Source organism: Psychrobacter sp. DAB_AL32B (assembly GCF_002224105.1).
Lineage (GTDB): Bacteria > Pseudomonadota > Gammaproteobacteria > Pseudomonadales > Moraxellaceae > Psychrobacter.
The window spans coordinates 1-13,323 of the sequence record NZ_NEXU01000101.1; the positions used below are offsets into that span (position 1 = coordinate 1).

Consider the following 13,323-nt stretch of genomic DNA (forward strand, 5'->3'; position numbering starts at 1 on the left):
CGATCAGGCCACCCCATACTACTAGAGATAGAGCAGACAACGCGGATGCCCTATTCTTCTGAGTGGTAGGTAAGACAACAGACAGACTTGATTCTTCCTGCGTAGCTTTTAAGGCAGATTGCGTTGATACTTGCTTTGAGGCAATGTTGCCAAAGCTCCAGCCTATAGCCGCAATCAAGATACAGACAAACCCAATTAAAGGCATATCACCGCCAAGGTTTAGTGCAATCACGCCCAGTCCAAGTACACCAACTAACATACCGATGATCTGCATACGATTCACTTTCTCACCTAATATGACATACGCTAGTAATACCGTGATAAATATCTGAACTTGTAGTAATAGCGCTGTTAACCCTGCTGATGCACCCAAGTGCATAGCAGTAAATACAAAAGCATACTGCATGACAAACGTACCAATGGCATAGATAAATAGCGTACGGTTAAACTTAGGTGGCTTGAGAAATAAAACCAGTGGCACAGCGGTAAAGAAAAAGCGTAGGGCAGTGAGCATGAGTGGTGGAAAGCTTTCGAGCGCCCATGCAATAAAGGTAAAGTTCACACCCCAAATAAAGGCAACCAATACGGCTAAGGCGATGTGGATTGGGTTCATAGGATTGTCCTAGATTATGATTATTGGTTTATAGTTGTTGTTGAGGCTTGAATTTTGAGTTTGAGTAGCTTTTATCTATAACCAAAGTGTTAGGGCACAATATAGCGTCATAAGTACAATCAAAATATGAATAACGCGCATGACTCGTGGTAGATGCACTAGCTTTCGCAGCCAATGTCCACCTGCCGCCCAGCAGCTGATGGATAGCAGATTGATGATCGCGCACATAGCAAGCAATGCGTAATTGTCTAGCCAAGGCTTGCCGGCATGGAACATTGCTAGACTCGGTGCAACCACAGTCATTGTCCATGCTTTGGGATTGAGCCATTGAAACAGTAACGCTTGTCCAAAACTTAGCGGTAACTCTCCAAAGCGTTTCTTTATCTTAATAGTGACTTTATTCGCTTTCTGTTGCTTATGCTTTAGGGCGTCATTAACGACAGCGATAAAGTCAGTTTTAGCCATCTGATAAGTGAGCCATAACAGATACAGTGTGCCCAATATCTTTATGATGAGCATAACAGCGGGGAAGCTGATAATTAAGGCTGCCATGCCCCAATAGCTCAACCAAAGCATAATCGTGACGCCGAGAGTAATACCAAGCATGTGCCAACGACACGGCCAAAATCCACGTTTAATACTGCCATGCAGTAGCATCAAGTTATTGGGTCCTGGCGTAATAGAATTGACCAGCATGAAAATTGCCAGTGCCGTTATACTGCCTTCGAAGCTCGCGGTTATACTCATTTAGTATGTCGTCTCAATAGTGCTAAAGGTTATTGATAAGACTAACTATAAATGATATGACCATAACAGACCCGATACAGTTTCACTGATGGTGAACAAAGTGTATAGTCGCTTTCAACGTAACAATTTATCGTTCTATCAAAAGTCTATAAAAGCAGGCATATCTCATTATGGTCGAAACCTATACCTTGAACCCCAATCTAACCAAAACTGCCGCTGTCGCTGAATGGCTACAGCAGCGTATTGACTGGCAGATTTACCTGCCCAATCAGCGCGTGCCCTCGGTGCGAAAGTTAGCAAAACTATTAGATATATCAAGCTTTACCGTAGTGCAAGCCTATGAGCAACTGGTGGCCACCAATGTATTAACGGCCAAAGCTAGCTCTGGCTACTACGTCAATGCAACGACACGCTTGAACCATCAAAATATCAATGAGAAAACAGCTGCTAAATATCCAGTCATAGATACACGTTGGTTATTACAAGTCTTTAATAATACCCCGCATCACCGCTCACCAGGATCAGGAACCTTGCCAAATAGCTGGGTACGCAATGACAAAATGGAATGGGCGATACGGCAGGTTACTCAGCAAGCGGATGACTTTATTTATAACTATGGAAGTATCCAAGGTTATTTGCCATTACGTCAGCAATTCGTGCAGCATTTAAATATATTAGGGATGCAAACTCATGCTGAGAATGTCATCACTACAGCAGGTGTGTCGCAAGCCGTGACCATGATCGGGCGGCTGCTGACCCAAACTGGCGATACCGTATTGGTCGATGCACCCGGTTGGTACTGGCTAACCAGCTGCTTACAACAACAAGGCTTGAATGTCATCGCTGTTGAGCGCGACCATCAAGGTCCTAACATTGAGCAAATGGAAAGGATGTTTGCCACGTATCGACCTAAGTTATACCTAACTAATAGCGTGCTACATAATCCAACCTCTTATAACTTGCATCCTGCACGCGCGCATCAAGTACTCAATTTAATCCATAAATATGATGCTTATATTTTCGAAGATGACTTATATGCTCCCTTTGTATCAAACGGTCAGGCACTACGTTATGCCAGTCTCGATCAGTTCGAACGGGTGTTTTATGCAGCAGGATTTTCAAAGTCAATGGCATCAGGCTGGCGCGTGGGAATGCTCGTATGCCCTGAAAAATTTATTGATGACGTCATACGAATAAAGATATTAAGTAATTCAAATACGCCAGAATTTGGTGAGCGCGTCGTTCATCGATTATGGACACATGGCGAGTATCGTCGGCAAATTAAAAAGGTTCAGCAGCAGTTATATGCCGGACATGAAAGACTGCGTAAAGCACTACCAAAGATTGGACTTATCTATCCTGAGCATACACAGGCAGGCATGTTTGTCTGGGTGGATACGGGTCAAGATACCGGAGAGTTGGCACTGGATGCTTACAAAGAAGGCTGGTTGGTTGCGCCAGGGCATCTGTTTCATCCAGACGCTAATGCCTCAACGCATTTGCGATTAAATGTATCAACAACCAGTGATGAGTTTTTGGCTTGGTTAGGGGATTATTTAGATAATTAAATATAAACACCTGTTTTCTATCAAAGGTAGGCTTTTACCACCAATACGTTGGATACTGCTTATTCTTACCTAGATTGTTATAAATCAGTGCTACGATTACCAAAACAACAGAACCAATCAGGGTAGGTGTTATTAAAAAACTCCAATTTACCGCGCCCAGCATGACTATCAAAGGGTTGGAGCCGGCAGGAGGGTGCGGCATTCTAAATATTAGCATTAGCGCAATGGCGGTGCCTACAGTGGTTGCCATACTTCACCAGTGAATGCCAAATAACGTCATAAATACCAGTCCTGTAAAAGTCGCAATAACATGCCCGCCTATGACGTTTCTTGGCTGCGCAAAAGGGCTAGTAGGTAATGACAAGTAATCAATAAAGACAAATATCTATGTGTATAAGGGGTTTAGAGGGTTTGAGGTAATGCGAGGTTATGTCTAAATACAATGATTGGTGCGCCCACCACGCATCGATTATTTACACGCAGCGCTATATAAATATAGGTTTATTGATTTGAATTAATAGTTTTAACAACATATTTAACAACATATAAATGTCGCTATGGTCGTTCGAGTCCCGATATTATACTTATAGTATCTTAAGGAAATTCCGTTAGCATTCTTGAAAAATTTTGTCCATGCAAGGTTGAGATTACACTCTCTAAGTCGACCATACAATGATGAAAGTTAAATGCCATACGCAATTTCAATATCGACCTAAGCTACTAATCCCGTAGAAACTAACTTGGGAGGTTTTAATCAAGCAGTCTTATGGTAAAAGTCAATCCACACCTGCTTTGGCGCTTTATAGCCTAAAAATTTTTGAATTCTAGTCTTAATGCGGGCACAGGTTTTACCTTGCGTCGCTGCGAAGCAATGCTTTTCTAATCGCTCCTTATTATATCTAAGCCCAATATATTTAGTAATAACTCTAATCGCTTCGAATCTTGCTCTGTAGTTTTGGTGATGCACCAACTCGTTTTTAAATATGACCCAAAAGCTCTCGATCATTGTCAAAGCGTTGACGCGTTGTGAAATAGAGACTTTAAACCTGTGCTGTTTGGTTTCAGAATGCGCTATTCTAACTAAAATATCATAATTGTTACGGTGGATTTTATGATTAATGACACCTTGATTTGTCCAGTTTTAATAGATAGAGGGTGCGATGTCTATTACTTAATACATGTGAGTAATGCTAAAGAGTCCCTGATTAGCTTTAATGCAAAAGTGCTTTACTATGTTAGCAAAGTACGCCGTGGCTTTGTTTAGGAACTCTAGCTCATAGTAGGCTGCGTTAAGTGTTTATTCTCTTCTAGTGTAGCCATGAGCTGAAGTTCATATTGCTTAGTGCCCAGCAGTCGCGCTATGCTTGCTACCGTTGTCTAAAACTTTTTTAATCGCTTCTGCTATGCACTATGGCTGCAAATTCTCTTGCTAATAATAAACTACCTATCAAGTCGCCAGTTAATATTTGTAGTTCCTTCAACATAGCTTATTGTATTTAGGTGGGTTCTAGTAAATAAATCTCATTGACTAATTATCTAAAAAAACGCACAAAATATAAATTAAATAGAAACAAGTTGGTTATAATGACTTTTGTATGTAGTATCCATAAAACTGCTGTTTTATACACTGTACTGATACCTTGATTATAAACAGTTTTCAAAACTAATAAGAATTAATGATAATTCTATTAAATAATAATTAGAATAAGGACTAAAACATGACAACAGAAAATAATTGTCCTAAATGCCAATCTCAAGAAAAAATTTGGCTTGAACAACCTCAGTTTTTTACCTGCATTACTTGTGGAAACCAATGGTCAAAAACAGAGGTTTTATCAGAGCAATCGTTTTGCCAAGGGCTCGCCAACTCTAACGAATGGAAAAATATTGTATTTGAATCTTATCCAGCACCAATAGCACATGAGTATAAGCAGTTACAAAATATTCTTAGAAATGGTCATTTTCTGTCAGCAATGATTCAATTAAAAGATGTTGTAGAGATTGTTGTTAAGTTTTCTGCAGTAACAATGTATCAGTGGTTAGATAATCAAAGCTTCAGTATTCATTCGGATAAATTTAGAGTGATTAAAGCTGAATTGTTATCAAAACCACTATCTTTTGGAGCTTGGCTAAGTATATTAAGAAGACTTTCTACATTAATTTTACTAGATGTGAGTCATGAAGTTGATAGCATTGGTTTGAGAGTAGCAAGTTGGTTTGGTTCAAAAAATAAAAACAATAAATATAACCAAACTAAGTTACACAAGTGGTTAAGCGAAATGGTTGCGTGGCGTAACAAAGAAATTGGGCATGGTGCTTTACGAATTGATAACAGTCCGCTGTTTGAAGGTTTTAAAGAAACAATGATTGAACTGCATACTTTATTAGTTGATAGAAATCCTTGGGATGGCTTTCGATTAGTGCTAATTAATAATGATAATAGAGTAGAAATGACAGGTTGGGAAAGTATTAGAAAAAGACATGAACTATCAAGTTCTAATGCTCATAAGATTGAATATGGTAGAGTGCTATTTATTGATAAAAAAAGTTCAGAGCAGGAAGTTGAGTTAGCACCATTTATAGAGGCAAAATTTTGCCCAAGTTGTAAGGTAAAAGATGTATTTATGTTTGATGGTGTTTCCAAAGATGATTATTACTGTATTGATTATTTGTCAGGTTGTCGATTAAAAACTGGTACTTCTAGCAGTGAAAGCTTAACTAAAATTATTGATGAAAAGAACTTTATTCAGTTTAATGAAAAGGATGTTGAGAACCAAACGATCGACCAAGATACAGCCAAGGAATCTTTACTTAACTTATTTGATGAAAAAGATATTGAGAACCAAACGATCAACCAAGATACAGTCAACGAATCTTTAATAGACTTATTTGAGGTGAAGTCTTTAGAGTTGGGATCGAAATTTACGACACCAAAGTATCTTAATGATTTACTTAAGGAATATCTGAATAATAAAAAGCACGATAGTGGTTTGTTTTGGTTGCAAGCACCTGCACATATAGGTAAGAGCACCTTTATTAAAGGGTTAAGTGATGAGAGTATCACTAAACAGTTCTCAGATATTGAAAGCTTGAGTAATGAGAGTGAATCTCGACAATTCATAGTAATAAGTTTTCATATCCATAGAGAGTATCGATATTTTGCTCACCATTTCACAGAGCATTTGTATACTGAGCTACAAAAAAAGCTAGGTAAAGTAGGAGGAAATAAACCACTTCCAAGAATCGACTTACTAGATGAGAGTAATTCAGCAGATACTATTCTTGTTAATTGGATTAATGAGATGTGGGAGCACAGACCACAGAGTTTGAGTGATCATACTTTAATCATTGCTATTGATGGTCTTGATGAAATAGGTAAGCCCAAAGAGGATGATTTTTCTCAGTTAAGTATTATTGATTTAATACCTAGTAAAGACTCAAGTAAGTTAAATGAAAATATACATATAGTTTTGACTTCTCGACCTATTGAACATTGTCCTTATTGGATGCAATGGCAACTAAAATGTAAGATTTTAGATGGTGCTTATCAAGTTGATATTGATAAAGAAAACGAAGGATATATTTCAGTTTTAAAAACTCATTTAGATGATAATCTTAAAGATTTATTAGAAGATATTCCAGAGAAAGAGCGTGAAGAAATATTTGAAGACTTACGAAATAAATCCGAATCTCTGTTTTTATATTTTAGTATGTTAGTAGAGCAAATAAGTTCAAAACAGCTTTCATTAGCTGATATTGATGACCTACCACCAGGCAAAGAATTATATGGTTATTTTATAGATCGACTTGAGCTTGTGTTAGGAGGTGATAGCAAGGGATTTTTGGCTATTAAAAATGTAATTACCTTATTAACGGCTTGTGAGCAAGCATTCTATAATGATATTAGTATTCAAGATCAAGCAATGACTTTCAATGAAAAGTCACTGGATTTAGGATATTCACCATTATGGCAAGGTATCAATGCTCAAACATTAGCAGGGTTATTAAATCAACCTCATGGCGCTTATTCGACTGAGTTTATCTTTTGTTTATTTACTATAAAGAGCTTAATGAAAGTTGAACGTACCAGCGGAAAGGCCAGGTACGCTATAGGGTTGAAAGAATTAAATACGTATATTGTTGATAAATGGGCAGACGAGATAAACAATTGGCATGAGCGACTTAGTACACAGTTTTATGAAACTTGGATAGATGCTGATAGTTATAGTTATGATTATAAAGTGGGTATTATCTCTAAAAGCCATGCTAAGCAAAGAATTATTAGTCTTGACGACACTAATATGCCAGAAAATAATTATCTTAATAGATATGCATTAAGTCATGCAAAACTAGCTCATGAAGCAGGTAGTTTTTCAGATATAAACTGTTATAAAAAAATTACTGAAAATGAAGTTATTCAAAGTTTCTTTCATCATAATTATCATATGAACGAGATGGATTTATGTGTAAGGAATTCTTTAGCATGGCTAAACTTAGAGATTTATTGTCAAAAAAATACCAGTTCACTTAAAAATGAACTTAAGCTCCACACCTCAGATCCTCTTAAGTATAGTAAGACTCACCTTCGACTAGCAAATAATTACATATGCAGAGGTGACTTATTAGAATATATGGAACAAGAAGAGTATGCACAAATAAACTACAAATCGGCTTCATCTTTATGTGGATCAGACTTAGCTGGAATTTTTAGTGATAGAGTCGTTACTTTATTAGAGTCTTTATCTAGGAGTAATGAAAATGAAAATCAATGGGATGAGAGGAATAAAAGTTTAGTTGAGAACTATAAATTTAAACTTATAAAATATAGCGATTACCTTAATGAAGCTTTAGGATATCTAGATTTAATGGATTCGCATTCTAAAAAAATTAATTCAGAATGCGAATACCATGATTTTAAGCAAGAGTTAAAGTTAGCTGAAGCTAAAAAATTATCTCAAGAAGCCTATTATACTTTACAACATGGACATGGCACTACTCTTTTTGATAAGTTATTGGATTGTTGTGATATAAAGAAAGTTTATCAACTATATAAAGAGGTTATACAAGAAGGCAGAGCTGAAAAAAAATTTGAGTTAGTAACTCAATATTTTAAGCTATCATATATGGCGATGGATTTTTATAATTACCAATTTGATGAGTTAAACCATGCTGTAACTCTAATGTATGAAGTTTTAGAAGGTTTTGAATCTGATATTCCCTTAAAGTATAGCCATTATATGGCTCTATTATTAAATGCTAAATGGAGTAATGGTGATATTTATTCACCATTTTCTAAGATTGTAAATGATTTGAATAAAGCTGCTAAAATACTTGAGAATAACAAAGAGTCATTAGAAGAGAGTAATGAGTTTATACCTAGCTCTTGGAACGACTATCTCTCTAAAATATATAATAATATTAATCGAGTAAATCTTGTTAATGACGATTCGGTTGATGATGAAATTGTAATTAATAATCAAAATAGACTCATTGAACTAGAGGAGATAGCTTTAGAAAAAATAAACGAAGATTATCAGAAAAATATGATTAAAATAAAATATTTAAAAGAGTTAGCAGATTTAGAAAAATTAGAAAAATTAGAAAAATTAAAGGTATCTGAAGTAAAATCTAGAAAGAATGAGATTTTAAGACTTTACTTCTATAAAAGAAGCTTTGTTACAGATAAAGATGTGCTTATTGAGTTGAATAATTCTTCGGTAGTTTTAATAAAATCGATCCTCGTTACTGATATCTCAGATAAAAAGCACTCTGACTTCAGAAGCAATCTATTTATGTATTATATATCGTGTGCTATTTCATACCTAAATTTAGGTATGAAAAAAGAAGCAGATGAAGTTATCCAGAATATACGCAGCTACTATAAAAATCATATTGAAAAAGAGAGTAGTGAAAATAATCGGATTATAGATTCTAAATCATTGAATGAAAATTATTTAAAAGACCAGTTAATTGGTTGGAGAAAGGAGCTTGTAAGCTGCATAAGGCAGTTAACTTGGTCATTCGATAATGATGGAAATAATAGAAATAATTTAAAAGAAAAATATGATTATTTGACTGAGGTCACTGCTATTACAGTATCTATGTTGGACGATATGGAAGAATTTTTTGACCAAGTTAATGACAGGTCGTATGACTTTAGATTAAACTTAATTATTGGGGACACGATTGAAACTTACCATAGTTCTTTGAGCAAAAAATTTGACTGTGAAAGAATTGAATATAGTGACTTGAGTTACATAAATGATCTAAAAAATCTTAATGATCGTATAGAAGTATATATTAATCAGACATTATCTAATATTGATAGAATTGAATTTATAAGTAAGAAAATTAGCATCTATGGCTCTATAGGAGAGTTATATGAATCTAAAGATCAACACGATACTTTAATTGAAAATATTGAAATATTAATTAAAGAATATGAGCGTATAGATTATATTTCTTCTATTTTAAACGAATACGAAGCTAGGATAGTAAGTAGATATGTTGCTCAATCTGTGGGCAATAAACTGAAGTTAAAAATAAAAAAAGCTGATGTAAGTATAAAGATAGATAAACCAGGACTTGCAGTGAATTTGTATAATCAGTGTGTAGAAGGTTATGCAAGTATAGTTTATAGGATCCCTGATTACTTTCCTAATATCAAGCCTAAAGACTATATTAGTTATAGGAATAACTATATAGAAGATATGTATGACATTATAACTAAAATTAATTTATTGAATAGTAAGTATACAATATCTACACCTGATTTAAGATGTCAGATTAAAATAAATACGCTAGAACCTAGGCGCTATTTATCTAATTTAGAGGCTGATATAAATATTCTAAATTATAGCTCTGTAAATTATGTATACAAGTTACAAGATTTAGTATATTGGGAAAGACAGTCGTTTATATGTACAGTAAAATATGATATACACAATGCTAATGATAAAAACTTGCATACAAAACTATATTTAGGGTATTTGAGTGATTTGGAATCTGTAGACAGATGGTCAGGAATTCTTCATCAAGATAGAGCTGACCCAATGTTTATACATTTTGAGAACGATATCGGCATCTATATTGAACGTCTTGTAAATAAGGCTCAAACTACATTCTACACAAATGCTGAGTTAGCTATAGGACAATACACTATTGCCGAGAAGGTCTGTAAAGAAATATTAAATAAAAAAGGTAATGGCTACCTTCTAGGACTAAAATCAAATTTAGCTATAATCCTCTTTTGTAAAGCTTACGCATATGAATTTTTAGTCAGTAGTGATCATGAAAAATACGAAATAGCAATTTATAATTATACAAAAGCCTTAGCAGAGCTTGATAAGATTAATCAGTATATGTTAGAAGCCAATGTTAATAGTTACTCAAATGAATTAATCCAATTTTCGATTAAAAATTATAATAACCGAGCAATTTTATATAATAAACTGCATCAGTTTAACCTAGCTAAACTAGACTGTGGAAAAGTAACTGAGCTTCATTACTCAACTAATTACTCTAAGATAATTAAAATTGAGCACCAAGTTGATTGGTTCTTGCAAGGGATATTGTTCATAAATGAGGCTAACGATAGGTTCTATGACTCTAGAACGTTTAATCTTGTATCTGTTAAAAAGCCTCTAAAGGTGTTTAAGTATCCAATATTTGAAGGTGAGAATATTTTGTTAAAAATATTCAAACTGAAGTTTAGTTTTTCTAAAGCATTTTTAATAGAAGAAATATATATAGATGATCGTATACTTTGGGCAAATATTCTTCATGCTCTAGGCAATGCTTTTATATTAAATGATATACATAAACATAGTTTGGAATACAGACAGGTTTTAGCGGATAAAAAATCCCCCTTAGAGACTTCTAGAGTTTCAGAATATTTGCTATTAGTGGCTAAAGAAATAGAAAGTATATTTGAAAATATAAAGATAATGGGTAGATTTGAGTCTGATAATACTGACTTAAATATGGCTGTAAAACTCCATATCCAAGCCATATCAATGATGAATGATGTTAATTATGTTTATCCTTTATTATGGGACTACGATCTAAATATTTCTACCCAGTTACTTAATTACGAAAATTATCAATTAGAATTCTTGGATGACGATATACCTTTCTAGGATACACCCTAGACATATCTTTAAAGAATTAACTTTTAGATAAAATAAAAAGTATTAAAAAACTCTCTAAGCTGTGTAGGAAATAACATAGAGAGTTTTTTTGGTGCTTATAAATTTTGATTGACTCATAGAGTGTAAGTTTATTACTAATACTTTAAATATGCTAAGAACGAGGTATTTGCTACCTAATAGATCGAAGTATAGATTAAATATGAAAAAATGGTTTTATCTACTACTCATGCCATTTTTATAGTTTTTCACGATATAAAACAGCGTAGATGAAACGATCATATTTATGGGTATGCTGGTCTCTTTTGTCGTTTGGCATAATTGATGATACGCCTTATATTTCTAATCTATTGCCTTTTTTCAAATATTTTTAGATAAACGAAACAGGCAATAACTGCTAATATTAGTGCTACTCCAAAAGTCATAAAGGTAAGAGGGCTTAGTATTTTAAGCTCAGGATCACTATATAACTTGAAGTTTGTTTCAAAGATACCGATAGTAGTTAACAGGGTCGTTGCCAATATACCCAAGATGGTAAAGTGTTTATTTTGCTGCTCTTGCAGTGCCTTCTCATCTTTATCTAATTTATAAGTTAATAGGTTATTAATTTGTAGTATATCATCTGCTAACTCATCAGCGAGAATGTCACTACCAAAAGCATGCCGCCATCTACTATAAAATTTATTGTGCTGAGCCAATTGGCTGGCTTGTGAATAGCGAAAATGCAAGCGGAAGCTGAGCATCTTTCGGCGTAAGTCTTCTAGATTCTTTATAGTATCTTCATCTACCGATAATAGACTAACATCATTACAAGTGTCACTGGTGAGTTTGATCAGATAGATAAATTCAAGATAACTTAGTAATATCATTGGCCAATAGGCATTTCGAATAGTATTTTTTATATATAGCTGATTATGTTCAATGATAGATACTTCATTAGTAGCATCTTTAACATACATCGTATCTATCACGATTGCGCCACCTTCGATGCTATTACAGTGTGCAATATTTACAAAGGGTAGATAAACACCGGTGTTCACACTCTCTGATGTAGGTAGATAATGGTCGGTATGCCGATGTGCCATAGAGTAGGCAAGGGCGCTAATCTTTTCCCTCTTTGCTTCATTTATAGTACTTATTGACATTGAGTAAGTACTATCAAATCGTAAAGCAGCATAACTAAAAAACCGGCTTAAATGTTCAGAATACGGTATCTGAGAATAATTGTTAGTGTTGGCTTGCTGACTATCTTGCTCACTACTATTTTGACCTAATAAGTGATAAAAAATATTTAGTAAATTAGTTTTATGATGAGTTTGTTGTAAAGACCCACTGTCCTTTTTTATCAAAAAGCTAATATTTGAAGAATGTGCATTTATATGGGTAATAGCATGAATGAATTCCAATACAGCACAGGTTTGGTACTTCTTTAGAAATTTAGTGTCGATGCTTAGCTCAACTGTAAGTAAGCCCTCTCCAAAGCCAAATAAATATAGTTGTGGTTTTTGGTTCTGTTGACCATTCATTGTACGACAAAAACTAAAAGGAATATGTTTACCTTCATCTGCTGAAAGACCCAACCGTGATGTAGAAGTGGGGCTCAAATCTATCGATAACCCTTTACCAAAACGCCCTATACCAGCATCTAGTAACTGCCAAGATTCATCGGTCAATTCATAGCATTGTGATAGCTCAGTGTGCTCAGTTCTTAATAGGTGGCGTATATGAGGATATAAGTCCTTGGATATTGCTGGATAGCACTTTTGCCATAAAGGATTAGCTTTTAAAATAGCTAATTTTTGTCCTTTTGCCGCTTTTCGCTTTTGTTTTTTCGTTTCAATACTATCAGTTTCTAAAATTTCTAAATCAACTGTAGTGTCGTTATTGTTGTTTTGACTACTTTCTAGGCCAAAAGCCTCTAAAAAAAGTGGTAACTGATCATTTAGCAAGTTGCCGATGGTTTGCTGTGATAAATGTTTCTCATTAAAGTCGTCGATATCTCCAGTGAAAGAGAATGGATAAATCAAACGTAGAGAGAATTCAGCTACTTGTTGATTACTATCAGATACAGGTGCTTGAGTGCTTGAGTCGGTTGTATTTGTCATATAGTGTTCAAAATTTTTTTAAACTCAGATTTAATGATTGTAGTTACTATCTATTCAAATAACTTACTTTTTATTGCTATTAACTGATTAAGCTTCATCTTTTATGGTCGAATACTACAAATATTTTTATCAGTAATAACCTA

5 protein-coding genes and 2 pseudogenes are annotated in these 13,323 nt (G+C 34.5%); 2 read left to right on the forward strand and 5 right to left on the reverse strand.

Going from position 1 to position 13,323, the window contains the following annotated elements; all coding sequences use genetic code 11:
* Together CAN34_RS11585 and CAN34_RS11590 are read right to left on the reverse strand one after the other, a co-directional pair.
* On the reverse strand, positions 1-613 hold a 613-nt coding region (locus CAN34_RS11585; protein WP_165767647.1), incomplete at its 3' end, for an EamA family transporter.
* Positions 614-688: 75 nt separating this feature from the next.
* On the reverse strand, positions 689-1,360 hold the full coding sequence (locus tag CAN34_RS11590) for a LysE family translocator (RefSeq protein ID WP_089555784.1): 672 nt from the start codon (positions 1,358-1,360) through the stop codon (positions 689-691).
* A 170-nt stretch (positions 1,361-1,530) separates the two neighbouring features.
* On the opposite strand from CAN34_RS11590, the gene CAN34_RS11595 reads away from it, so the two are divergent.
* Positions 1,531-2,928: a PLP-dependent aminotransferase family protein gene (locus CAN34_RS11595; protein WP_089555785.1), complete on the forward strand. Its 1,398-nt coding sequence runs from the start codon at positions 1,531-1,533 to the stop codon at positions 2,926-2,928.
* A 34-nt stretch (positions 2,929-2,962) separates the two neighbouring features.
* Here the strand turns inward: CAN34_RS11595 and CAN34_RS11600 are convergent.
* Both CAN34_RS11600 and CAN34_RS11605 read right to left on the reverse strand, forming a co-directional pair.
* Positions 2,963-3,292: pseudogene (locus CAN34_RS11600) on the reverse strand (HPP family protein).
* 390 nt (positions 3,293-3,682) lie between these two features.
* A pseudogene (locus CAN34_RS11605) lies at positions 3,683-4,362 on the reverse strand (IS3 family transposase).
* Between the two features lie 284 nt (positions 4,363-4,646).
* On the opposite strand from CAN34_RS11605, the gene CAN34_RS11610 reads away from it, so the two are divergent.
* Positions 4,647-11,066, forward strand: a complete 6,420-nt coding sequence (locus CAN34_RS11610; protein ID WP_089555786.1) for a hypothetical protein — start codon at positions 4,647-4,649, stop codon at positions 11,064-11,066.
* A 356-nt stretch (positions 11,067-11,422) separates the two neighbouring features.
* Here the strand turns inward: CAN34_RS11610 and CAN34_RS11615 are convergent, their stop codons facing one another.
* On the reverse strand, positions 11,423-13,180 hold the full coding sequence (locus CAN34_RS11615; RefSeq protein WP_089555787.1) for a hypothetical protein: 1,758 nt from the start codon (positions 13,178-13,180) through the stop codon (positions 11,423-11,425).
* Between the last annotated feature and the right edge of the window lie 143 nt (positions 13,181-13,323).

Excerpts from the sequence above, each read along its gene's own strand:
- CAN34_RS11615 (WP_089555787.1), bottom strand. The coding sequence starts at position 13,180 with ATGACAAATACAACCGACTCAAGCACTCAAGCACCTGTATCTGATAGT.
- CAN34_RS11610 (WP_089555786.1), top strand. The coding sequence starts at position 4,647 with ATGACAACAGAAAATAATTGTCCTAAATGCCAATCTCAAGAAAAAATT.
- CAN34_RS11590 (WP_089555784.1), bottom strand. The coding sequence starts at position 1,360 with ATGAGTATAACCGCGAGCTTCGAAGGCAGTATAACGGCACTGGCAATT.
- CAN34_RS11595 (WP_089555785.1), top strand. The coding sequence starts at position 1,531 with ATGGTCGAAACCTATACCTTGAACCCCAATCTAACCAAAACTGCCGCT.